The organism is Bacillus sp. OTU530 (genome assembly GCF_038440375.1).
On the sequence record NZ_JASATP010000014.1, the window covers coordinates 1 to 24,492 of the forward strand.

26 protein-coding genes and 1 pseudogene are annotated in these 24,492 nt (G+C 39.8%); 7 read left to right on the top strand and 20 right to left on the bottom strand.

Annotated features, from left to right (window positions below; genetic code table 11):
• Positions 1-172: 172 nt before the first annotated feature.
• The 7 genes from AAHB12_RS12260 to AAHB12_RS12290 form a co-directional block, all read right to left on the bottom strand.
• Entirely contained in the window at positions 173-1,105 is a 933-nt protein-coding gene (locus AAHB12_RS12260; RefSeq protein ID WP_129728223.1) for an SPFH domain-containing protein, read from the bottom strand.
• Complete coding sequence (locus tag AAHB12_RS12265) at positions 1,093-1,536, bottom strand: NfeD family protein (RefSeq protein WP_129728222.1); 444 nt, start codon at positions 1,534-1,536, stop codon at positions 1,093-1,095. Before AAHB12_RS12265 ends, AAHB12_RS12260 begins: the two co-directional genes overlap by 13 nt.
• Before the next feature lie 287 nt (positions 1,537-1,823).
• Entirely contained in the window at positions 1,824-2,285 is a 462-nt protein-coding gene (locus tag AAHB12_RS12270; protein WP_342045515.1) for an NUDIX hydrolase, read from the bottom strand.
• A 33-nt stretch (positions 2,286-2,318) separates the two neighbouring features.
• On the bottom strand, positions 2,319-3,068 hold the full coding sequence (locus tag AAHB12_RS12275) for a M15 family metallopeptidase (RefSeq protein WP_425455890.1): 750 nt from the start codon (positions 3,066-3,068) through the stop codon (positions 2,319-2,321).
• A gap of 331 nt (positions 3,069-3,399) precedes the next feature.
• On the bottom strand, positions 3,400-3,636 hold the full coding sequence (locus AAHB12_RS12280) for an HNH endonuclease (protein ID WP_342045577.1): 237 nt from the start codon (positions 3,634-3,636) through the stop codon (positions 3,400-3,402).
• A gap of 437 nt (positions 3,637-4,073) precedes the next feature.
• Complete coding sequence (gene spoIIP, locus AAHB12_RS12285; protein WP_129728220.1) at positions 4,074-5,228, bottom strand: stage II sporulation protein P; 1,155 nt, start codon at positions 5,226-5,228, stop codon at positions 4,074-4,076.
• Between the two features lie 344 nt (positions 5,229-5,572).
• Positions 5,573-5,818: an HPr family phosphocarrier protein gene (locus AAHB12_RS12290; RefSeq protein ID WP_165350770.1), complete on the bottom strand. Its 246-nt coding sequence runs from the start codon at positions 5,816-5,818 to the stop codon at positions 5,573-5,575.
• Positions 5,819-6,115: 297 nt separating this feature from the next.
• Between AAHB12_RS12290 and AAHB12_RS12295 the strand changes: the two genes are divergently transcribed.
• The 5 genes from AAHB12_RS12295 to pgaD all read left to right on the top strand — a co-directional run bounded on the left by AAHB12_RS12295 (position 6,116) and on the right by pgaD (position 10,240).
• Positions 6,116-6,598 (top strand): DUF456 domain-containing protein, encoded by a 483-nt coding sequence (locus AAHB12_RS12295; RefSeq protein WP_342045520.1) that lies wholly within the window; start codon positions 6,116-6,118, stop codon positions 6,596-6,598.
• Between the two features lie 411 nt (positions 6,599-7,009).
• A complete protein-coding gene (locus tag AAHB12_RS12300; RefSeq protein WP_129728217.1) occupies positions 7,010-7,747 on the top strand; it encodes a uracil-DNA glycosylase family protein in 738 nt (245 codons plus the stop codon).
• 163 nt (positions 7,748-7,910) lie between these two features.
• Positions 7,911-7,997 carry a YjcZ family sporulation protein gene (locus AAHB12_RS12305; RefSeq protein WP_129728238.1) on the top strand — a complete coding sequence of 29 codons (87 nt, stop codon included), beginning with the start codon at positions 7,911-7,913 and terminating at the stop codon, positions 7,995-7,997.
• 615 nt (positions 7,998-8,612) lie between these two features.
• A complete protein-coding gene (gene pgaC / locus AAHB12_RS12310; protein WP_129728216.1) occupies positions 8,613-9,845 on the top strand; it encodes a poly-beta-1,6-N-acetyl-D-glucosamine synthase in 1,233 nt (410 codons plus the stop codon).
• Complete coding sequence (pgaD, locus tag AAHB12_RS12315; RefSeq protein WP_129728215.1) at positions 9,800-10,240, top strand: poly-beta-1,6-N-acetyl-D-glucosamine biosynthesis protein PgaD; 441 nt, start codon at positions 9,800-9,802, stop codon at positions 10,238-10,240. The genes pgaC and pgaD overlap by 46 nt, the downstream gene beginning before the upstream one ends.
• Before the next feature lie 190 nt (positions 10,241-10,430).
• Here the strand turns inward: pgaD and AAHB12_RS12320 are convergent, their stop codons facing one another.
• The 6 genes and pseudogenes from AAHB12_RS12320 to AAHB12_RS12345 all read right to left on the bottom strand — a co-directional run bounded on the left by AAHB12_RS12320 (position 10,431) and on the right by AAHB12_RS12345 (position 17,036).
• A complete protein-coding gene (locus AAHB12_RS12320) occupies positions 10,431-11,300 on the bottom strand; it encodes a polysaccharide deacetylase family protein (protein WP_342045522.1) in 870 nt (289 codons plus the stop codon).
• Between the two features lie 121 nt (positions 11,301-11,421).
• Positions 11,422-11,660, bottom strand: a pseudogene (gene tnpA, locus AAHB12_RS12325) (IS200/IS605 family transposase); the annotation flags it as partial.
• Between the two features lie 322 nt (positions 11,661-11,982).
• Positions 11,983-12,927: a magnesium transporter CorA family protein gene (locus AAHB12_RS12330; RefSeq protein ID WP_129728237.1), complete on the bottom strand. Its 945-nt coding sequence runs from the start codon at positions 12,925-12,927 to the stop codon at positions 11,983-11,985.
• Between the two features lie 529 nt (positions 12,928-13,456).
• Positions 13,457-14,839 (bottom strand): putative polysaccharide biosynthesis protein, encoded by a 1,383-nt coding sequence (locus AAHB12_RS12335; RefSeq protein ID WP_129728213.1) that lies wholly within the window; start codon positions 14,837-14,839, stop codon positions 13,457-13,459.
• 80 nt (positions 14,840-14,919) lie between these two features.
• Positions 14,920-15,519, bottom strand: a complete 600-nt coding sequence (locus tag AAHB12_RS12340) for a DedA family protein (RefSeq protein ID WP_129728212.1) — start codon at positions 15,517-15,519, stop codon at positions 14,920-14,922.
• 440 nt (positions 15,520-15,959) lie between these two features.
• Positions 15,960-17,036, bottom strand: coding sequence for a CotH kinase family protein (locus AAHB12_RS12345; RefSeq protein WP_342045525.1), 1,077 nt, complete (start codon positions 17,034-17,036; stop codon positions 15,960-15,962).
• Positions 17,037-17,247: 211 nt separating this feature from the next.
• Here AAHB12_RS12345 and AAHB12_RS31775 point away from each other — a divergent pair, with 211 nt between their 5' ends.
• Positions 17,248-17,763, top strand: a complete 516-nt coding sequence (locus tag AAHB12_RS31775; RefSeq protein ID WP_446715552.1) for a CotG/ExsB N-terminal domain-containing protein — start codon at positions 17,248-17,250, stop codon at positions 17,761-17,763.
• Positions 17,764-17,801: 38 nt separating this feature from the next.
• Here AAHB12_RS31775 and AAHB12_RS12350 read toward each other — a convergent pair whose 3' ends face one another.
• The 7 genes from AAHB12_RS12350 to AAHB12_RS12380 all read right to left on the bottom strand — a co-directional run bounded on the left by AAHB12_RS12350 (position 17,802) and on the right by AAHB12_RS12380 (position 23,296).
• Positions 17,802-18,725, bottom strand: coding sequence for a DUF2628 domain-containing protein (locus AAHB12_RS12350; RefSeq protein WP_342045527.1), 924 nt, complete (start codon positions 18,723-18,725; stop codon positions 17,802-17,804).
• A 76-nt stretch (positions 18,726-18,801) separates the two neighbouring features.
• Positions 18,802-19,260 (bottom strand): methylated-DNA--[protein]-cysteine S-methyltransferase, encoded by a 459-nt coding sequence (locus AAHB12_RS12355; protein ID WP_342045528.1) that lies wholly within the window; start codon positions 19,258-19,260, stop codon positions 18,802-18,804.
• Between the two features lie 554 nt (positions 19,261-19,814).
• On the bottom strand, positions 19,815-20,369 hold the full coding sequence (locus tag AAHB12_RS12360) for an HD domain-containing protein (protein WP_129728208.1): 555 nt from the start codon (positions 20,367-20,369) through the stop codon (positions 19,815-19,817).
• Between the two features lie 39 nt (positions 20,370-20,408).
• Positions 20,409-21,068 carry an oxidoreductase gene (locus tag AAHB12_RS12365; RefSeq protein WP_342045529.1) on the bottom strand — a complete coding sequence of 220 codons (660 nt, stop codon included), beginning with the start codon at positions 21,066-21,068 and terminating at the stop codon, positions 20,409-20,411.
• A 147-nt stretch (positions 21,069-21,215) separates the two neighbouring features.
• Complete coding sequence (locus AAHB12_RS12370) at positions 21,216-21,359, bottom strand: hypothetical protein (protein WP_165350768.1); 144 nt, start codon at positions 21,357-21,359, stop codon at positions 21,216-21,218.
• 75 nt (positions 21,360-21,434) lie between these two features.
• Positions 21,435-22,295 (bottom strand): TIGR03943 family putative permease subunit, encoded by an 861-nt coding sequence (locus tag AAHB12_RS12375; protein WP_246040236.1) that lies wholly within the window; start codon positions 22,293-22,295, stop codon positions 21,435-21,437.
• Positions 22,296-22,309: 14 nt separating this feature from the next.
• On the bottom strand, positions 22,310-23,296 hold the full coding sequence (locus AAHB12_RS12380; RefSeq protein ID WP_129728205.1) for a permease: 987 nt from the start codon (positions 23,294-23,296) through the stop codon (positions 22,310-22,312).
• Between the two features lie 202 nt (positions 23,297-23,498).
• Here AAHB12_RS12380 and AAHB12_RS12385 point away from each other — a divergent pair, with 202 nt between their 5' ends.
• Positions 23,499-24,440: a metal ABC transporter substrate-binding protein gene (locus AAHB12_RS12385; RefSeq protein ID WP_129728204.1), complete on the top strand. Its 942-nt coding sequence runs from the start codon at positions 23,499-23,501 to the stop codon at positions 24,438-24,440.
• Positions 24,441-24,492: the final 52 nt, after the last annotated feature.

Genomic DNA, 24,492 nt, shown 5'->3' on the forward strand with positions numbered 1-24,492 from the left:
TAAAGAAAACTCGCCGATTGGCGAGCCCTGCCTTTGGGCGAAGACCGAGGTGTAGCCCTACTTATACTGTATTCCTAAAATTTCCGACTACGTCGAATTGTCTTCCAGCTGAAAATTTATACTTTCCTACAGTGAAACAAAAAGAACCCGTAATTCTCGGGTTCTCTCATCCTTACTTCCCCTTTTCCTTAAACAGTTCTCCAAGCGCTCCTAAACTGCCTAAGGTTTCAACTGCGTTAGATGGGATAAACACTTTATTAGCAGGACCTTTTGCCACTTCATTTAACGCCTCAAACGATTTATAAGCAAGAATTTGCTCTGTCAAACCTGCTTCCTTTAGAAGACGAATCCGATTCTGCTCTGCCTGTGCAATGGCTTCAATAGCTCTTGCTTCACCAAGCGCCTCAAGCTCCTTCGCCTGGCGAACCCCCTCCGCCTCACGAATGCGAGCTTCTCGATCTCCCTCTGCGATAAGAATTTTACTTTGCTTATCCCCTTCTGCACGCAATACCATATCTTGTTTGGCAGCCTCTGCTTCTAGAATAATAGCGCGTTTGTTGCGCTCTGCCTTCATTTGTTTTTCCATGGATACCTGGACATCCTTTGGGGGATTTATATCAACAACCTCAACGCGCTCAATACGGACGCCCCATTTTTCCGTTGCTTCATCTAAAGCAAGACGAATTTCTGCTGAAATTTTCTCGCGACCAGACAGCGTTTCATCGAGCTCCATATTACCAATGATTTGACGCATAGTAGCTGTCGTAATATTGCGAACGCCGTTTACATAATTGGAAATGCCATATGTCGCTTGTTCCGGGTCAATTACTTGATAGAAAATAATCGTATCAATTTCAACTTGTACGTTATCTTTCGTAATAACCTTTTGCGGCGGAACATTCGTTTGTTGAATACGTAAATCATGATACACACGTACGCGGTCGATAATAGGCACAAGAATGTTTAATCCTGGGTTCATTAAACGATTAAACTTACCGAGACGCTCAACGACGCCAACCTGCTGTTGCGGAATAATTTTAACAGTAAGCACTGCAAATACAACAACAATAATGATAAGTACTATAGATAGAATTACTCCAACCATGATGAATCACGTTCCCTTCTGACATATAATACAGTGCTTCGTCTCTCAACGACTTTTACTTTTTCTCCATGACGGATGTGTTCGTCTGCTGTGGCACTCCACACATCCCCGCCAATTTTCACAATGCCATTTGCTTGCTCCGTAATATCCTGTGTCACAACTGCTGTTTTTCCAACTAAAGCATCTACTGCATCCTTATATCCCTTTCCCATCCGAAAGTGCTGCGAAATGCGCTTCGATCCTAAGATAAGCAGCAAGCTGACAATAGAAGCTGCAATGACTTGCACAAACAGAGATTCTGGCGCAGCAAGGGCTGCCACTGCACCGAACAATGCACCCACACCAAGCCAAAGTAAGTAAAAGGTAAGTGTCAGCATTTCTGCAATGAATAGGCAGCCTGCAATTATAAGCCATACGACCCATCCTGCCAACCTACATCGCCCCTTTCTCTCCCCAAACCTTCCTCCCTATTATGTATATGAATCTCACAAACAAGAAATTTACAAACAGTACAAAATGTTATGTTATCCATTAAACTATGCTTCTGACTCATATGCAAAAAGGAGGACTTCCTTTTATAAATAAGCAAAATACTGTTATTCTTCATATTTCCGGCAAATCCCTCTATTTTTTTGTTTTTTCACACAAAAAAGCAATACCTCTCAAAGGCATTGCTTTTTATTTATAGGTTTAAGCGGATCCGCTACGTATCAATAGTTTAATATGAAACTGCCCTCGTATATGGCTTTTCCAATAGATGAGTGTAAGCTCCCTGTCTGTCTACTAAAAGACGAGGACATTTGTCGATATGCATCCACGTATAAGAAAGTACACACCCATTATTTTTCCCATCATGCTCTAGTGAATGCTCCCATACATCCACGGAACTTTCCGAAAGGGCCACGTGATAAAAGTGCCGCTTCTGATATTCATTTTTGTCTTTCACATGTATAAGCTCGTCGGCTACAAGATGTCCGAGAGAGACCTGCCGCAAACCAGACTCCTCCTGAATTTTGCGAAGCAATGCATCCTCAAGTGTTTCCCCTTGTCTAACTGTTCCACCTGGTACTCGTACACCTGCTTCTGGGACGCCCTGATGCGTGCAGATGAGCAATTGTGTTTGTTCTTCCTTTTCTCGCGTGATGTAAGCATATACCTTCTTTTTGTACAATTCCTTCATCCCCTGCTTCTCCCCCTTCTACATATATGCCAGTTACTTCTTCGGCATGACTTCCTCTAATGTAAGACGATGCTCATACAAATACGTCGCATGTGGATTCCCTACGTACCGGATATGCCATGGCTCATATGTATAGCCTGTTACAGCAGTTTTATCCTTTGGATATCGAATGATAAATCCAAATTCGTGAGCATGACGAGCAAGCCATTGCCCCTCTTTCACCTTTTCGAAAGCAGGCGTTACCTCAAACTTAACAGATTGTGCTGTAAGATCAACAGCCAGTCCAGTCTGATGCTCACTCGTTCCAGGCGAAGCACTGGATGCCGCAGCTGCTGCTTCCCCCTCTGTTCGTCTGTACATCGTATGCAAAGCCTTCTGCCGATCATAGGAGCGAAACGCAGACACAGCAAATAAATATATACCATCCTGCTCCGCTCCTTTAAATAAATTCTCCAAAGAGGCCGCTGCTTCCTTTCTCATTTTCATTTTTTCTTTATCTCCATCAAAAGAAAAGCGCACATTTGGTATGGTTAGATCATTTGGAACATAAAAATCCGGGAGCTTTCGTTCTTTATTCACAAGAACGAGGATAGAATCAGGATTGTTGACTACATCTATCGCCCCCTCACGCTTTTCCACAGTGGACCAATAGCTCGGAAACAGTTGCTTTGATGCATCTTCATCAGAAGCATGAAAATAAATAGCAGGATTCTTCCATAGAGTCATCGCAATTGCCGCTACAAGTAAAACGCCGGAGATTGAAAAGAGATAGTGTCTTCTCATTACACCTGCTGCTAAAAACAAAAACAAATGGAATGATTGATTCGTGCTGGCACTTCCTGCCCCGATAAACCCCAGCCTCACCGCTTGCTGCTATCGTTTGCTTGGTTCTCCGCAGGCTTGAAGCGTTCCAATGATTCCTCTTTGTTTTTATACGTTTTTAGAGCAATGTCACCACCTTTCTTTTTCGATTCATGTTTCCGGCTTATTCTCCTTTGCCGTCGCTTCAATAATACTTTTAACAGAGTTTCCGGAAAGAAGCCCCCCTCCTCAAGAAATAAGAAGGACGTAGCCCAATGAGTAGGTGGGGGATGAATTTCCGGTAGGCACAAGCCTACAAGACCGAGAATTGCCAGTTGTTATTTTCATGGGTATGGCAATTTGTGCAAGCCGTAATCAAATTGGATGATGCATTGCTACCATCATGGCTTCTGTCGATGATATGGTGCGTTTGTAAAATTCCACCTTTTTTCTTACAGACTTGGCAAGTATAGTTGTCCCTCGCAAAGACAAAGTATCGTACATCGTGATATCCAAAGGTATCACCTTCTTGGTACTCCTTGCCCTGAATGTCTGATGACCATGAAAAACCTTCAAATTGTTTACATAATTAAATTATTGTCTATTTTAAAGCCTTCTCTTTCTTAAAATTCCATTTTTACACCATTATACCTTCCTATATATTTCCAATTAAACAGACATTAAACCCCAAGGTTCGATATTTCAGCAAGAAAATGAATACAAGCACAACACCCGGCTAACTTATGAGAGCTCCCATTTTCACCTGTGCACAAGATGCATTTTATCTATCACATGGAGATAAGAGCCAGCTACACGCTAAGGAAAGCTTTCTTACCTACGCATAAAGAAAACTTATTGCTTAGCGAAAACAGAGGTATAGCTTCATTTACACTGTACCCCTAAAATTTCTAGCTATGTCAAATTGAATTCCAGCCGGAAATGTGTACTTTCTTACAATATAAAAAAACGCAAACAATCTGTTTGCGTTTACCCATTCACCTTTTCAGCTTTCCAGTAATATTCACTGAACGCTTCAGCTAGCGCATCAATACTTCGGTTCAGTTCTTCTGCTGTATTATCGACGCCACCTACCTCAATTAAAATAGCCTGTCCAGATAAGTCTTGATTATATATTCCATTTCCTGTACTAAAATCTTTGTACATGACCCCTCTGCTAAGATTTGGATATTTTTTATTCAAAATATCATGAAGGGCACTGGCAACCTCAAGATTTTTCTTGTAATTTTGATTGCCTGTCCCAATTACAAATACTAGCTTTGCATACGGCTTATTGTTTACCATTGCAGTTGTAACAGGCTTTCTAGCGCTGTCACGGTGCAAATCGAACATAAACTGTAAATCAGGGTCACTTGCCATTGCTTCCTTTACAATTTCTCTTGATACCCTGTAAGAGCTGTTTGAATTCAATCCTTTACTTACGAGCAGCTTCCCAACGTCCGTTTTATCGTTCATTGTTCCAATTCCGTAATTTTCGAGCTGCTGCTTTAATCGATCTCCGTAAATTGAGATATTAGAAACAGAACTAGATGCTTTGTTTGGATTCGCATCTCCAGTCAGATTCAACTGCGGTAAATATGACTCCCAGCTATGCGTATGATATATGAAAACAACCTTTTTATCCCCTGTTGTTTGAGCAGGCGGTTTGACTGTCCGCGAAGTTTCTGTTTTTGACTGTTGCGTACTGTCTCCCTTTCGCTCCTGCAGTAACTCTTCTAGGGGGATATTAGATTCAATTGGCAGGTTTGAATAGTTTGTCCCTTCTCCAGCAATAATGATTTCCATGTCATATTTAGCAAGTCCCGGCAATTCTGTTCCAAGAAGGCTTCTTACATCATTAAAGCGAATATTTGTCGCAGTAGAAAGTAATAATGACGATATGGAAAAATCTTTATTTAAATTTCTATATTCCTGCGTAAAGTAATGATTTTCCATTCCAAAGGCGTACATATATCCCCCCATAGAAAGTTCGCTCATCCAGTTGTATAGATAGGAGGACTTCGCTTGCTTGAGTGAAGTGACCATTACCCCTGTAAACAAAAAAGCAGTCAATACACCAATGAAACAGAATGCTATAATCTTTATAAAATTTGCTTTTTTCACATAAAAATAGCTTCGGCTCATCCTATCACCCTTTCGTTGACAATATATGTACAAACTATCGGGAATAGAACGCCGACTGCTAGATTAGGGATAAAGTAAACTCGTCGATTGGCGAGCCCTGCCCTTGAGTAAAGACAGAGGCGTAGCCCTACTTATACTGTATTCCTAAAATTTCGCGCTACGTCGAATGGTCTTCCAGCTAGAAATTTATGCATTCTTAAAGTGTAGTTGCCCTTATACTTTATTCCTAAAATTCCCTACTACTTCGAATGAACTTCCAGCTGGGAATTTATACTCTTACAGTGTAAAAAACCCCTTTTAAACAAAGGAGATTTCCATTTGGAATAATAGAATAGCTCAAAGTGCTACAAACAAAACCATCGTTTAATAGCTAACATAGCTTCCTCTTCATCATAGCCGGATGTACGTACCTCGATCTCATCACCTGAATAAGGCATCACCGTACATAGGCCAAGAATACTTTTCATATCTACTATTCTTCCTTTTATAGATAGTAGAGTATCCGATTCAAAGCAGCTTACGGTATGCACCAATTCCTGCAACTTTTCTACATCTAATTCCGTTTGTATAACAAATGAAAACACACGCATCTTACTGCCGCCACCTTTCATCTCCCTCTATATACTTCTATTATTCTACAAACCATTTGCATTGTCTATTTCCTCAAGCATTTATATCAGTACGTCTTACAGACAATCCTTTCTCTTTATGATTCCATCCATTGCCTATCGTATTTCGGCTTTTTTCAGCAAGCACATCGTGAGCAAAAACTCCTTTTCTATTGTGCATATGACATTCTGACAGCTTACTATACCTTCTTGTTTTCTTTGACTCCCTTATTGTTTCCCCTTATGATGAAAGAAGAAAAACCAGGAGGTGTATGATACTTGAGTATCTTGCTATGGGTTCTTGTCATTGCTTGCTTCGTATTAGCATTTGTTGCCCTTGTATACCCGATTATTCCCGGTATACCTCTTCTCTGGGTCGGATTTTTGCTGTATCAGTTTGGCATAGACCGTGCAGATTTACCTGTACTCTTTTGGATTCTGCAGGTGCTGTTTACTGTATTTTTGTTTGTAGCTGACTTTCTCGCGAATAGCTACTTTTTAAAGAAATATGGCAGTACCAAATGGGGTGAGCGTGTTGGTATGCTTTCCATTATTATCGGCTCGTTCTTTTTTCCGCCCTTTGGCTTACTGATTATCCCATTTTTATTTGTATTTTTAACAGAACTCTTACACAAAAAAGAGATGAAAGATGCATTCCTTGTAGCGTTTGCCACGGTCATCAGCTTTTTAAGTAGTTCTGTTGCAAAAGCAATTATACAGTTCATTATGGTTGCTGTCTTCCTTCTATACATATTTTTATAAGAGGAACCCCGTTCATAGATGGGGTTTTTTCATACTTTAAGAAAGGATAAATTTCTAGCGAGAAGACCCTTCTACGTAGTGAAAAATTTTAGGAATACAGTATAAGTAGGGATGGGGATACGCCTCTGTCTTCGCCCAAAGGCAGAGCTCGCCAATCGGCGAGTTTTCTTTACGAATATAATACATAATGCCCACACATGCCCCTTTCTTTTCGCGCAAGAAAGCATTTTTTCTATCCTATACACAACAGCCCTTTTTCCTTAATTTCAGTATTACTTATCTTTAGCTCTTTCCTTGGTTACTATATATATATCGTTGCATTACGACTGCTACACCTCCCTTTATTCAGAAGGATCAAGGAAAAAACAGAAAATGCGTTGTAAATTTAGAAAGAATTGAAGGTGTGCTTTTATGAAACGAGCTTACCAAGCAACAGAATTCCTACCCGCTATCAAAGAAGTAGCAAAAGAACCGCTCACAAAAGAACAACTTCTTCATCCTCGCTTTTTGCTTGATAAAGAAAAGGAATTGGAAATCTATTACGCGCCGTTTGATTATATTAATAATCAAGCACAGATTATGATTGTCGGTATCACACCTGGCTGGACCCAAATGCGGCTCTCTTATGAGGCAGTTATACAGGCCTTAGAAAACGGCAAATCCTTAGAAGATGGGGTAAAGCACGTGAAGCAACACGCAAGCTTTGCCGGTTCCATGCGTACACATTTAACATCTATGCTTGATGAACTCGGGCTCCCTGCTTACTTAGGAATTCAAACAACAGCATCGCTATTTGGAGAAGACAGGGCGCTTTTACATCCGTGCTCTATGCTGCGCTACCCTGTATTTATCTCTCAAAAAAACTATACAGGTCATAATCCGTCTATGATACGTTCTGACATTCTAATGGAATGGATTACAGCCACTTTTTTGCCTGAGCTACGTTCCGTCCACCCCACTCTCATCATTCCGCTCGGAAAGGCGGTTTCCGATACCCTATTTGAACTGTCAAAAGTACATGCGATTGATGAACAAGCCTGCCTGTTTGGTTTTCCTCATCCTTCAGGTGCGAACGGGCATCGGCATAAACAATTTCAAGAAGGAAAAGCAGGGTTTCTAGAAAAGGTACATCGCAGCTTTTCTACATAATTGCAAGCCTGGTTACTGCCTCCTTACAGTTTGGCTCTAATACTTATCTGAGAATTCACCCAATATTTCGTAAAAAATACACATTCGCCCAACATATACCCAATGTCAAAACGGGCAAAACGACATACGTTATATTGTAGATGCAGGTAAGGAGGAAAAAAACATGAGCTATGGCCACCATCACGGGTTTGCTTTAATCGTTGTGTTGTTTATTCTTTTAATTATTATTGGAGCAGTTTGCTATTGCTAACACATGTGTGTAGTAACAGTATATGATGAAAAAGCCCCCAACCTGGGGGCTTTTTCATCAACTTAAGGATATGCATAAAGCAACGAAATTTGGACACCCTTCCATCCAGTAGCATGGAAGGGTGTCCAAATTTGACAGAAGGCCCTTCCCCAGTTGGCGTTTTGCTTGTTTCAAGCTAACGAATGGTTTAGATGTTTTTCACTTTAAGAAAATATAAACTTCTAGCTGGAAGCCGACTCGACGTAGCGAGAAATTTTAGGAGTAAAGTATAAGCTTCGCTGGGGGGCATGGCTCGCCAGTCGGCAAGTTTTCTTCACCCTCTTTTCTGTAAGCACTCCCTATTGCGACTTCTAGAGTGTAGTATATAAAAAATACTGGTTTAGAATAATTACATCAATTAAAAAGAAAACCGATGAATGGAAAATCCTTTAATTTGAAAAGATGATATGCAAGCAATTTCCATAGGAACCCTATTTACATGCAGAGATTTTATTGCTAACATCTTCATAACGCTATATTAACTTATATTTATATTTATTTTCACATTGTAAAAAAGATAATATTTTTTCACAAAAACATCCCCTATCCACCACCTGAGGTTTGGAGGCATGAAATATGTTTGCATTTTTTTCTGGATATCTATTCTGGTATCCCGTTATCATGAGTTTGTTTTGGATAACGGGTTCTTTATTATTTTACTTCCGTCGAGAACGTAAGGAGCCATTACCCTTGAAAGAATCACCCCTCGTATCTATTCTTGTTCCTTGTTATAACGAAGAGGAGACAGTTCGGGAAACAATTGCTCACTTATTAAATCTTAACTATCCTAACTATGAGATAATTATGATAAATGATGGCAGTACAGATGGAACAGCAGTAGTAGCAAAGGCATTAGCTTTAGAACATAAAAATGTTCGTTTTATTGACCTTCAGAAAAATTCTGGAAAAGCGAATGCGCTATATCTTGGTTTACTTGCTTCACGGGGAGAATTCCTCGTCTGCATCGATTCTGATGCCCTGCTCGACAAAAATGCACTACTGTACATGATTCCACATTTTACAACCGAACATAATGGAGAGCGTGTAGGTGCGGTAACGGGAAATCCACGTGTGCGGAATCGCAGTTCTTTATTGGCGCGTATGCAGCTCGTAGAGTATGCGAGTATTATTGGTAGCATTAAACGTACACAGCGTGTTTTAGGAAAAATTATGACTGTTTCCGGTGTTATCGTAGCATTCCGAAAAAAAGCTTTGATGGATGTAGGTCTATGGGACCGCGATATGATTACAGAGGATATAGCCGTAACATGGAAACTTCAAAAAAGATTCTGGGATGTACGCTACGAACCAAATGCTATTTGCTGGATGCTTGTCCCGGAAACTATCCGAGGGATTTGGAACCAACGTGTTCGTTGGGCACAGGGCGGTGTGGAAGTGCTATTGAGACATTGGGATATTTTCTTAGATTGGCGGCAGCGGCGATTATATTTAATTTATGTTGAACAGCTTTGCAGTATTCTCTGGTCAGTCTTATGGGTTATTTTCACTTTTCTCGTTTTGTTTAACACTGCTGTAACTGCAAATATTTTCAATCTGTTTACACTGTTTTCCTGTATTTTATCCGTAATTTGCATTTTGCAATTCTTTATTTCGATTGCATTAGATTCTAAGTACGATAAAGAAATGAAAAAGTATTACTTCTGGGCCGCTTGGTATCCTGTTCTGTACTGGTATATGAATACCCTTGTCGTTGTAAGAGCCATTCCAAAGGCCATTTTTAGAAAGAAAGGAACATTTGCGATATGGGAAAGTCCAGACCGCGGCGTAAAAGGAAACATGGGGGCATAATTATTCAAGAGGAACGCCCCTTAGTTATCAAGTCTATAGAGGTGCTTGTTACCGTACTTCTTTGGCTTTATCTCTTAAGTATATTGACGCTTGTAGTCACCATTACATGTGACTTAGATTTTGAATGGAAACGAATATTATTGGTGATTTTCCAAATTCAAGCGGAGGATGTACAAAATATTATATACAAAATTGGAATGTTCAGCGTTATTTTCTTTATCATCCAATTCGTGTGGGTTCAATATAACTATCGCATGTTCGGAAGTTTGAAACGTCGCCGTTTCCCGAAAGATGTACAACCACAGGACTTGGCACAGTATTTCTCCCTTACAGAAGAAGAAATTCAATACTTTCAGAAGAATAACATTATTAAGCTGAAAGATACGATTGTATAAGAAAAGCGGACAAGGCCCGCCTTTTATGGCAGCGTAGGGGTGGGCCGGAGTAAAAGGCGCTTTTTTGCCTTTTGCGGAGATTCAGCATGGAGTCTGCTATTTTGGGCCTTGGGAGCTAGACACCACCTCGAAAAGTTATACTTTCCTACAATGTAAAAAAATGGAAATCTCAATAATATCCACTTTTTTATCAGCTATTAGCCCACCTCTCTATTACTTTCCAATCACCCCGATCTACTAACACCCGATTAATGAAAAATCGCGGATCATTCACTTTTACAGTTCCAGGATTCAATGAAAAAATCAAATGATACCCTTGATTTAATAAAATTTCGTCAGTCTTTGGGATGCCATATCCATATGGATAAGCAAAATAAATAGGCTCTGTACCAAAGTGCTGTTTATATACTTTTATCGCTTCTAGAGAATCCTGTTTAAACAAATTCAAATTTTTTTCTTTCAAGAACGGAGCTTTCTCATTTGGTTCTATATAATGAAGCTTATGTGTATGTGTTCCTATTGTAGCTAGACCCGAACGATTCATTTCCTCCAACTGCTTCCAAGTAACCATTTTTAATCCATCAAAATCAGGATTTCCCACTTGTCCTGTAATAATAAAGACGGTAAATGGAATATTCTCCGCTTTCAAAAAAGGATAAGCATGTTCATACACACTTACATCAATGTCATCAAATGTAATAAGTGCGCATTTCTTAGGCATTGGCTTTTCACCTGAAACATACGTTTCTAAATCGGCTGGTGTAATGAATGGTATACCTTTTTCTTTTAAATACAAAATCTGTTTTTTAAATTCATTGGTATATACCGAATATGTAGTTAATTCTGTATTATGAGTCAGCTTTTCTAACGTTTTAGTGAACCAGTCCGGAGAGCGAATGCGATGATAGTTTAACACAAGGCAGCCACCAGCCGATAAAGAAAAATCGTCTTCCGAGTTCGAGTATTCCGCTTTCGAGTGTTCCATTGATTGAAAAGAATTACAGCCTGATCCAATGAACACAAAAATAAGAGTAGTTACAATGAGTGTAAGTTTTTTCAAAGTTCTTCCCTTTTCCTTTTGTCAAGTTTAAATTTTGTAATAAAGAGAACATAAAAGAAGCTGTATTTGAGTATGCCCAAAATGTATGATTTTACTCATGACTTATAAGTCAAAACATCCGTCCTACAAATGCGAACATACTTAACTTAAGCGAAAGACCCACCAACATATGTACATAATCTTTATATAACGTTTTTTATATAATATTCACACCTTTTCTTTCACATAGAGTGCGGAGTATTCCTCTAATGTCCTTTTTAACTTCTCATACATGACTTGTCTTCTGTACCTCGGTGCAAATACAGCCGAATACTTACAATTCCAAGCCGTATGTGCTAGAATCTTAGTATCTTTTGACATAAAAACTCCTCCGTATACCGATATTTCAGCTGATAAACCCGAAATATTTAGTACCACGGAAGAGTTTTTTAATTACCACGCTGAAGGCTTTTTGGGACCCTAGACCTAGGCTAAAATTTTCTTTTCCATAAAAAAAGCACTGCTCTTGGGTGAGAACAGAGGCGTAGTTGCCCTTATACTGTATTCTAAAAATTTCTAACTACGTCGAATTGACCTCTAGCTGAAAATTTTTACGTTCTTACAATGTAAAAAAGTGCACCCGATGCCAAAGACACCAAGTGCACTGAACTAAAGGTGATAGAAAATCCTCTCTGCAGAGGCCTTAAAAGTATCGCTTCTTCCAAAAAATAACAGCTGTTGTACATGATAATGCAGCCGCAATCGCCATAATAAATGCAAAGGCATGCTTATGATGTGTAAGCGGCACAGGAACATTCATTCCGAAAAAGCTTGCTACCATTGTCGGAAGCGATAAGATGATGGTAATTGATGTTAACAGCTTCATTACACTGTTCAGGTTATTAGAAATGACAGAACTAAACGTTGTCATCATCCCATTTAAAATATTGCTGTAAATCTCAGCCATTTCAATGGCCTGTTTGTTTTCAACAAGTACATCTTCCAGTAAGTCCTGATCATCCTCATACATCTTTAAATACTCGCTTCTGCTTCGCATAAGCTTCTGAATCACGACCTTATTTGATTTTAAAGAGGTCGCAAAATATACTAAACTTTTCTCTAGCCCTAACAGCGTGAAAATCTCTTTGTTTTTCATTGATTTATTCAATTCTTTCTCGAGATCCACCGTCTTACGACTAATTTGTTTTAGATAACGCAAGTAGTAAGTAGAAATAATATATAAGAGCTGCAGCGCAAAGCGCGTCTTTTTAAAAGTATAGAAACCTTTAATACGTTGATTTGTAAATCGTTCAAAAATAGGATTTTCCTCTAAACAAATCGTAACAAAGCACTCCGGCATAATAATCATACCGATTGGGATTGTATCATACGTGGAGTTTCCATCTTCACCGTGACGGACAGTTGGAATATCCATGATAATAAGCGTCGTATCATCTTCTTTTTCAATACGGGAACGTTCTTCATCATCAAGCGGATCTCGAATAAAATCAAGCTCTACATTCAATGTTTCAATTAAATATTGAATTTCCTCTTCCGTTGGATGAAGGACGTTAATCCAGCAGCCCTTTTGAATAGAATCAATTTCTTGTAATTTGCCATTTTCCTCTGACAAGTAAATGTTTAGCATTCTGCTCACCCCAGTTCTCCTGCATATAAGAAGCGACCTAGCTGTTATCATATTAAGACCGTTTCTAGCACCATTTCAAGCATATGCAACAAACAAACAGATTTCAATAGAAAAATATAAGATACACGTGAAAAATAGATAGTTTTTATTATTTCAGCTAAGAAACCCATCCTTAATGTTGCGAAGAGCGAGCATAGCTCAGGAATAGGTCGGAGCGTTCAAGCCTTTGTCTTGTACAAGTTAGGAAAAGTGGACAAGGCCCGCCTTTTATGGCAGCGTAGGGGTGGGCCGGGGTAAAAGGCGCTTTTTGCCTTTTGTGGAGGTTCAGCCTGAAGTCTGCCATTTTGAGCCTTGGGAGCTAGACATCACCCCGAAAAGTTATACTTTCTTATCTTGTAAAGAAAACTTGCTGATTGGCGAACCCTACTTATACTGTATTCCTAAAATTCCCTACTGCGCCGCATTCGTTTCACGTTGGAAATTAATACTTTCTTACAGTGGAACAAAGCAAATTATACAACCTTCTTCCTCACCTCGATGAATCTCCAACATGTTTTTGCAGCATCCATAGGTTGAACAATACCGAAAACGTATACCCAACATATGTAGAGATAATTGGTCCGACAAAATCAAATTGGGGGACGAGCAAAACATTCAGTACCACTTTTAAAAACAAGCCAATCAGCAGTCCAATTACTGTTTTTCGTTGCTGATTAATCCCCTGAAGCATCGCTGCCGAAACAGAAAATAAGGAAAATAGAATACATGCCGCTGCATAGTAACGCAGCATTTCACTACCTAATACCGGATCATTGTCTACTCCAAACAAAATTGTATAAACAGGCTCCGCAAGTAAAATAAGGCCGATTGCCGCAGGCAGTGTTACAATTACTACAAACATATTCGTGCGAGTAAAATGCTTGTAAAGCTGCTGTTGATTTCCGGCAGTAAACGCCTTCGTCATCTCAGGTATAAGCGACATACTAAATGCGGTTGCAAGAGACACTGGAATCAGCACAACCATTTGCACAAGACCAATGATAGCATTCACTTTCTCTGCCTCGACTTGTGCATAACCAATATGCATAAGCAGCTGATTTACCGTAAATGTATCCACTGTCTGATACATCGGAATAGCAAGACCGACGATAACAAATGGAATAGAAGATGTAAACAGCTCCTTATATAGGGAACGAAATGATTTCGTTGTTGTCGATAGACTATTCCTTTCTCTTTGTTTCAAATAGCGTCTCCGCTTCAGGTAAAAGGCCAGTAAAACAGAAAGCCCTGCAGTTGCCCCGATAAACGCACCGAACGTAGCAGCACCTACTGCCATACCAATGTCCCCATTGTACAGCTTTAACATTGCATAGCTGCCAATTAAAATTGTTAATACACGGAACATTTGCTCCACAACGACGCTGGCCGCTGAAGGCCCCATCGACTGGAAACCTTGAAAAAAGCCGCGCAGCAAGCTCATTACCGGAACGATAAGTAAAGCAAAACTTACAACCTGAATATTATATGTAACAGCTTGTACGCTGTTCCCTGTCTGATCCTTTGTATCAATGACAAGGCCGGCAAGCACCGGAGCTAATACATATAAAAGTAAAAATGAAACGACTCCCATCCCTATCATCACTGTAATACCGCTCCGTAACACTCGCTTCACTGTATGGTAATCATTCAATTGATCATACTTTGACACCATTTTAGAAACCGCAAGCGGCAAACCCATTGTCGCAATGCTGAGCATAATCGTGTAGGGACGATATGCATATGTATAAAGCACATAGCCACTCGTACCAACCATAGCTGTAAACGGAATTACATATACAAAGCCAAGCATTTTAGAAATGAGTGTGCCAATTGTTAAAAATAACGTTCCCCGTAAAAAAGGTGATCCCTTCATATTGTCCTCCAACGGCTTTTTATACAAAGCTATGGACAACCGTTTGATTTTAGAACAAGCAAAAAGCCGCACAAGGCGGCCTAAATAGCTTTTTTCTTTTTAAATAAAGAATAGAAGATATACAGCGCAATAAATAAAAGGGCACCTACGATAAAGTATGGCATATAAGGTGCTGCATACTCCTTAATATGACGCCAATTCGTGCCGAGTTGTTCTCCTAAGTAAATGAAAAAAATCGACCATGGAATAATAGCAAGTACTGTGTAAAGTGTGAACCTGCCAAGCGGCATTTTCGCAAGACCAGCAGGAATCGAAATAGCGTGGCGTACAACAGGAATAAAACGCGCTGAAAAAATAACACCAACGCCATAGCGCTGAAACCACTCCTCCGACTTATCAAGATGACTTTTCTTAATCAATAAATATTTCCCATACTTCTCGACAATCGGACGCCCTCCATAATAGCCAAGCCAATATAGGAAAATCTGCGCCAATGTTCCGCCAATTGTCCCAGCAACGACAGCACCGATAAAATTAATCTCATTTTGAGCTACTAAAAACCCCGCATATGATAACACAATTTCACTTGGAATCACCTCGATCATAAGACCAAGCGCCACACCAAAATAACCCAAATCCATAAAAAAGTTTAACAATGTCTCGACAATATTTGAAAACATAAAATTCTCCTCAATTTTGCATTCTGCCCTATATCCCTCTCCCATTATTCCATGAAATGCTCATCTTGCCAAGTCCTTCTTAGTTTCTTTAATATTCCCATTACAGTACATGAAATTTTTTATTTTCCCAGATAAAACCCTTCTTCAGTCTCTGCCATGTTACATCCAAGTACTACGTGAGCAGCTTATAGTATGACATAAATATCGACAGCCTTCTACACCTCCTCTCCCTACACAACATCTTCTACTTTATTATATAATATCATTATATTTTCATAATCATTAGAAATTAACTCTTGTTTTTCAGTACAGAAAACTCGCCGATTGGCGAGTCCTGCCCTTATACTGTATTCCTAAAATTTCTCGCTACGTCGAATTGGCTTCTAGCTAGAAACTTATACTTTCTTACAGTATAAAAAACGCAGATTTCATATCTGCGCTTAATCCAGCTCTGTAAGACGTTCTCTAAGAAAGCGATTGCGATTTTCAATGTATTGTAAAATAACTCCCTGCTCTTGATCAAAAGTATCTATCCGATCTTTCATATACGGATCCTTTTGTACATAAGGACGAAGGAGTGCGTGAAGTTGCTCCACCTTAGGTTTCATATATGCAGCCGTAAACTGTTCATCTAAAACTCTCCTCATCAAGGCTGCATATTGCTTTCGAAAAGCTGGTACATCAAGCAAACGAGCACTTAAGGTGTTATATCCTTGAATACGGATGTAGTCATGTTCCAACACACGACCTTGTATATCACGTCCCCAGGTGGCATCATAATCCCATGGAATGATATAAAATAAGCCTGTCTCGCTATTTCTATAAAGTGCATAATTGTGTACAAAGCCATCAAAGTTTTGTGTACAAACAATTCCAACGAGCCATTTTAAATAATTATCAACATCTACATACTTCACAATCTCTTTCTCATAATCGGCTCGAGAGATTGTATTTACTTTATACATAAAATCTATAAGGTGGCCCTCACTTTGAGCATCTCCACATTTTAATTCGAATCCAGCAGATAATGACTCCTTCACATCTTGATCCAAGTCACTAAGTAACGAAAAATTCGCATCGTCATCTACCGCATAATGAATGCAGCCTTTTGGCAAATGACGATGCCGTAAAAACTGCTCATCTACTGATTCAAGCTGCAAATATACACCATGAAACTTCCCATTTATTGTTAATAAAACATGTTGAGATTTTGGAGATAGTGTTCCAATATCTTGAAAAAAATCAAGCGACAGCTTATTACGAATAAGCGAGACATCCTTGAATTCGGAATTTACATGGATTTCATTTACTCCATAAAACGTTCTCGGTTTATAGAATACAATATGGTAAGACCTTTTTTCAAACTCACGGATATGAGATCCACGATAAACAATCTCAATATTGTACTTCTTCTTCTCATGTGTAAGCTTTCCCGGAACAGGTTCATCACTCCACACGTCTCTCCGAAGCTCAACTAAATGCATAGGATGGATGAATAAATCATAAGAAGGCAGCATCCCTCTTCCTCCCCTTTTAGTAACATCTATCCCCAGTGTATGTACTCTGTCACCTCGTTGACACTATACCCATTCTTAATAGGTATAAAACTATTTTCAAAGAATACTGAAACAACTTGTCATGGTTGTACATATCTTAATATTGAAAGTTGCAAGTCAATATATTTGATGAGCAGCACTTATAACAAAACTCATCCATGGGGGATTTTAGATGAAAAATTATAACAAACAAGACATCCAACTTGCAGTTCAACAAGTACAAGCTGCGGGTATGGGAGAATTTTTAAGCCAAGATCCAGGTTCGTCCAATAGCTCTAACAGATCAAACAAAAACTCGAACAAATCGAACCAATCAAACAAATCGAACCAATCAAACAAATCGAACAGATCAAACAAATCGAACAGATCAAACAAATCAAACAGATCGAACAAATCGCACAGATCGAACAAATCGCACAGATCGAACAGATCGAACAGAAGCAAATGTTCCCATAAATATAATCGTTCCTACGACTATCACTGCAAATGCTATAAAAAGTACAAATATTCCTATAAAGATGCTTACTCTCATTACAACCCTTATTACAAAGGAAATGGCACTCACTGGTACAACCCGCAGTATCAAGAGAAAGAGAAAGAGAAAAAGAACTGCGATTGCTGCGATTGCTGCTGCAAAAAATCCGGAAACACTGAAAATACCAACAAAAAAGACTACTTCTCATGGTAATACAAAAAAGCTGTCAGAGTTCCTGACAGCTTTTTGTATTACAATGCATTTTTTTCGCTCCCTTTATCTAAATCATCATCTAACTCAAATGGATTCTGCACGCTGTATACTGAGTCCATTAATTCATAGAAAGCAGCTTCCTCTTGCACAACACCATTTATTTCAAGAGAATATGGTTCAATTTCCCCTAGCTGATAGTCGACAAGAAACTGAATTACAATCTTTGTCCGCTCAGTACCCGCTTTAAAACCATGAAATTCAACGAGCTCTAGTCCATCAGGCGCACGGTAATACTGCCATGATGGCTGATGAAAATATTGCTCAAATGACTCACCGATAGAATACAAAGGATAATTGTATAGAGAGCCGTTTCTCACCGTATTCACAATATCAAGGTCTGTCGGAAATAGCCTGTGGCTAATAGAGGATAAGACAACACTTGCTGCAAGCAGCAGAGCGATACCTACTTTACGCGTTCCTCCTGCAGTCTGTAACAAGTATGTTTCCGCTGCCTCGTTCGCAATTCCTTTTGCTTTTAGCTTATAAATACGGCGAATCGCATGTTGATAGTACAGTTGATTAGCAAAAAGACCCAAGCCAATACAAGCAACAAACACAAGCAGCAAAGCCGCGGGCGTTGTGTTGATAATCGGAAGCCCGTAGTTCCAGCCAATGTAATATGAAACAGCGTTCATAATTACTACCATAAAAAGAAACAACAATGCTGTTCTGTACATTCCTCGGTATCCCAGCCACAGAACATTAAAAAAAGCTGCCCAGCCGTTCCAGCTCCATTTTAACTTTCTTGTCTGCTCCCGTTCCCATTTACGCTTATAAAAAGGATATTGTTTGCCGACAAACAGTCTTAACTCCCGTTCTAACTCCTGCTCTCCCTCGTACAACTGCTGCCGGCATTGTTCACAGTTCAGTGAAGCACGGTCACACGGTTTTCCGCAATTCATACAAAACACCCTCATTCAACTCCTTTTTACAGCAGGTGTTTCTAGTATATAAAGCTAGATTATCTTAATCTGCACGTTACTTTGTCAAGCTCCCTTCATGCTTCAATAACCATTCTTTTCTCCAAAGACCTCCCTCATACCCAACAAGCGTGCCATTTTTCCCAATAATCCTGTGACAGGGTACAATAATTGAAATGGGATTCCTACTGTTTGCACCGCCAATTGCTCGTACAGCCTTCGGGTTTCCAATCTCATTTGCCATATCTAAGTACGAAGCAGTTTTTCCATATGAAACCGTTCGCAGGGCCGTCCACACTCGTTTTTGAAAATCAGTTCCATTCGGACATAACGGCACTGTAAACGCAGTTCGCTTATTTTGAAAATACTCCTCCAACTCTTCCACACATTGTGCAACAAGTGGGCTCTTACAAGTCTGCCCTTGCTCGTCCACAAACAAAACAGATATAATTCCAAGGTCATTTCCCTTTACTTCTATCCAACCTAACGGGCTTTCGTAATACGCAGTATAATCCATATTCTCACTCCATTTTCATTCATAGTGCTATTTTATTTTTAGGTTTCAGATATCTTCATAAAGTTCCGGAAAACCTTGTTTTTACTTATCTCCTTATCACTCATCCTATAACTCATTTCGAGTTTTTTCAAACTTTTTTAACTTCGTGAGCGTTTTTATGGTCAAAATTTATCAGGACAATACAACCAAAGCTAGGCTTCATTGCTCATAAGATAGTACGCCAACGGCTTTGTTTTCTTTGTTTTCTTTGTTTTCTTTGTTTTCTTTACTTCCCTGTCTTCTCCAAGCAGTTGCTTTTTAAACACAAGCCCTAGAACAGAACAAAAGAGCAACCCATGTCTTCCAGTTGCTCAAGCACTTTACAATATTTTCTTTTGTGAGATTCATGATAAATCTCCTTATTTGAATCATTAGCTTATACAACAGGAACTAACCAATCTACCGTGTAAGCTTGTCCTTATTATATGTCAAAGAAGCTTTACCGGTGCTGAGAGATACCATAAGATTTCTAATACTTGTAGCCGCTGCAAATTTGTTAAAGCCAGGTTCCACCCCTAACGAAACAGCTCGTCTACCTCCTGTTTCAGCAAACTGTACAGCGAAAAGTCAGGTACCCTTTTCCCGAGCACGTCTACTACGCTGCGGTAATACCATTCTTGCTTTTCCTTGCCGCGATTAAAACGACCCCAAACATCGTCTCCCTTTGCTTCAAATTCGCGGACAGTAGCACGAATGTTATGAAGCTTATCAGCACACATCACCATGCATGCTTCTAACGAGACGGTATGGAGGTGATCAATTTTATGTTGCTTTCTTTCCTCCCAGCCCTTGCTTTTGTCATACTCGGAACATTCGCGTACAACGCGAGCAATTTGTTGCCCAAATTTATGTTCAATTTCTTCAAAAGAAAGGTTCGTATCCTCTATGGTATCATGAAGCAAGCCGGCAGCAACCGTTTCCTCTGAACACCCTGCCTGCAGCAAAAGAAGCGCCACTGTAAACGGATGAGTAATATATGGTGTTCCATTTCCTTTTCTCGTTTGTTTGCCGTGTGCGACGGTAGCAGCTTCGACAACTAAACTAAACAAATCTAATATATACCTGTTCATACTCCCACTCCCTTATAAATAGTAAACGAAAAGCCAACATTATTGCATGTTGGCAATGTCATTGGATTCGTATATATGCACACCTCTCATGTCCCATAATGCTACCTTACACATCTCCTTTGCCACCTGCTCGGCAGCAATTGGCTTATACTTGTGCAATGGACCTGTAAACAGAAAGGGCATAATACCGAAAAACTTTTCTGCCACCCGTTCTCCTAATCGAACCTCCTCACGTTCTCCTAAAAGCAAAGAAGGTCGAAAAATATGGAGACCTTGCAGAGAAAGCTTCTTTAAGTCTTCTTCCACTCTCCCCTTTACTTGCGAGTAAAAAAATATAGACCTGGGATTTGCTCCGATAGAGGAGACTGTTAGAAAGTTATGTACGCCCTTTTGTTGAGACAATCGCGCAGCGCTCATTGTATACTCATAATCGACCTTCCAAAAATTCTCCTTTGTTTTCGCTTTTTTGATGGTGGTTCCTAGACAACTGTACACATCATGTACGGAAAAAACGCTTTCGTACTGTTCTAAGGCAGCAAAATCAACCAGCTGCTGCCGCAGCTTCTCATGCTTCCAATCTAATTTCTTTCTAACTAATACCGTTACGGATCGATAACGAGAAGAAGCAAGCAAAAATCTTGTGACCTCTTGTCCAACTAAACCGCTGGCTCCAAGTACTAAAGCAGTTCTCTTTTCCATGTGTTTCCCTCTTTATGAATCAAATTGGATACTTGAAGTATACTGTAAGGGAAGAACAGGAAGCAACCTGCTTTTTAATAAAAACCCTTCTTTTTTAACATTAGAAAAAGAGTGCCTCTTCCTGTTGTAAAAGACACTCCTTTATTTTTACTGCGTCTCTTCATCCTGAAGGGGCGTAATCGTGCTTGCATCTCCAAAACTTTCGATTAAGTCTCTTAAAAACCAAACAACACCGCCTAAAGGAACTAGTACGGCTAGCAAAATAGCAACCGCCTCAAACCAATACCCCATAGTCTCTCCCCTTCCCCATTCTTGTTTCACTATATGAAGAGGGAAAAGGATTCTATGCCTCTGTTTCGAGAATTGCTACTGGAACTGTTGATACACATATGGCGTCTCTGGTGCAGATATTTTCTTGACAGATTGAATCGACACAATCGGGAGAAGCGTATCTATGTAAATCGTATCTCCCAACGTACCCGTAATTTGGACCCAATCCCCTTGTTCCAATGAAGAAACGTTCTGTCCTTTGGCCATCATCCCAAGCACAGAAGCGTCTGCGGTGCAGCAGGTAATGCCGTAACGTGCTAAGATAATTGTATTTTGATCAAGATCTGGTTCACGATGCACAAAGCCAATAAATGTAATTCCTTTCCCTTTGAAGCCCATTACGTCTTTTCCGATGACATCCATAACAGACATATAATCTGCATCATTCACAGTGATATGCTGCTGGCTAAGTAACTTTTTTTCGAGCTTCTCATAATAGCCAGGAGGTGCTGTTTGCGGTAGTAACTGGGGATTCTCTTCCGCGTCCGTCAATAAACTGCTTACGGCATCATTTCCGCCAGCCGGTTGTTGTGAAGACGTTGTCCCTGCTAGCGTTACTCCTCTCTTTGCAGCAACGCTTCCATCTAATGCAGCATTAGAAAAAAGAAACCCGCTCACAATCGGAAAAAGGAATAAAGCATATATCAAGCCTTTACCGAACCTTGTTTGCTCCTCATGATGATGCCCGCAATCACAGCTTTGCTGCTTTGGATGACTCCACACTTGAAACACACCTAATGCAAAGGAAACTATAAGGGTAAAATAGGTAAATCCACGCATCTTTGGAGCAATAAAATTCTCAATATGGCCCGTCATAAGCAATTTAAATAGCAGCATACCAAAGCCAATTAGTAAAAGCCCCCGTATGTATTGATGGAAAGATTCTTGCTCACTCATCTCCATCCTCCTTTCTACAATCTAGCACATTGAACAACAATGTATACAACAACAATTACAATAACGAAGAAACTTGCAACAAACCGCTTCTTAAAATATGCGAGGAGCATAAGCGTATTTTTAATGTCGAGCATAGGACCAAATACAAGAAATGCGAGCAAGGATTGAGCCGAAAATGTATGGTTCAACGAAGCTGCAATAAAAGCATCTGCCTCTGAGCAAAGTGACAAAACATACCCTAATCCCATCATAACCGCCGGTGACAATACATGATTAGATGCAACCTGCTCCAGAAGCTGCCGATCGAGAAAGGTTTGAAAACAACTGGCAATCAGCGCGCCGATGAGTAAAAACTTTCCTGTACTGAAAAATTCATCAGCAGCATGCTGCAAAATTTGTTTCCACCGGCTTTCAAATCCTAAGTGTATATGCGGATTCACAACGGTCTGATCTTTCAGCACATTCTGATTGCGATACAGGCAATACACGACGAGCCCGATAATAACTGCTGCAACAAAGGCTAAGCCGAGCCGGTAATAGGCAATATAGGGGGTTGTCCGAAACGCATAGTATGTTGATGCAAATACAATCGGGTTAAGGATAGGTGTACTTACTAAAATGACCATGCCAATATGCAGCGGCATTCCTTTTTGAATGAGACGTCTAACGACCGGAACAATTGCGCATTCGCACATTGGAAACACGAGCCCGGCAAGTGCTGCTGGTACCACTGCCAAAAACGGGTTGCGCGGTATTGCCTTTTTCAGCTGCTCCTCTGTTATAAACGTTTGAATGATAGAAGAAACAAATACACCAATAAGAACGAATGGAGCAGCTTCAAGAAAAATACTTAAGAATATTGTATTTACATTCATCCAGTTCTTCGGAATAATGTCCTTTATATGTGCTAAACTAGTAAAATCTACAAAGAAAAATAAAAATAAAAACAACGCAATGAGTACAACACCAATCGTTTCCCGCAAAAAGCGTGACCAAGCCATAATAATCCTCCTAACATACAGATTGCCTATACTAGCAATATATGCTTGTCCGAACGCTCTATGACATACTTCTTTATACACCATAGCAGACTGAAATCGTAATGATTTCGACTATTGCACATCCAAGGATTCCATAGTATACTTAGTAAATCGAAATTGTTACGATATAATTCGCATTAAACATTTGAAAGGGAGAATTACTATGAAGAAACAAGCTATAATCCTGTCGCTTTTTCTTATCATCTCAGCTTTCGTTACGGGATGTGGTAAAGAAAGCAGCACAGCAAAGCAGCAAAACGAAAAGATTACCGTGTATACAACTATTTTTCCATTAAAAGATTTTGCAGAAAAAATTGGCGGCAACTATGTAGATGTACAAGCTATTTATCCTGCAGGCGCAGATTCACATACATACGAGCCTTCGCAAAAACAAACAGTAAGTATCGCAAAAGCAGATTTATTTGTATACAATGGGGCGGAATTAGAACCGTTCGTAGATAAACTCGAGGAATCTCTTAAACAGGAGAAAGTAACAATTGTAAATGCATCCGAAGGTCTGCCGCTTATCACATCCTCTGAAGAAGAGGAAGAGCATGAAGAAACAGAAGCGCATCATCACGATCAAGATCCACATGTGTGGCTCGACCCTTCTTTAGCTGCTCGGCAAGCAGAGGCCATCAAAAATGCACTTGTAAAGCTGCAGCCAGCGCATAAGGACGAATTTGAAAAGAATTATGAAGTCCTCAATCAACAACTAAGCGATTTAGACAAGGAGTTCCAAACCGCAGTAAACAACGCAAAAACAAAAGAAATACTCGTATCCCATGCTGCGTACGGTTACTGGGAACACCGCTATGGCATTAAACAAATCGCAATCGCCGGTCTATCAGCTTCTCAAGAGCCTTCACAAAAAAAGCTGACAGAAATCGCAAAGCTGGCAAAAGAACATCACCTACAATATATTTTATTTGAAACATTTGCGACTCCAAAAGTGGCTGAGGTTGTACAGAAGGAAACAGGAACAAAAATTCTTCGTTTAAACCATCTGGCAACTATTTCTGAGGAAGATGCAAAGAAAAACAAAGACTATCTTACATTGATGAAAGAAAATTTAGAAACTTTAAAGAAAGCTATGAATCCATAAGATAAGGGGCGCTGACTAGCGCCCCTTGCTGCATAAAGATTTAAGAAAAGAC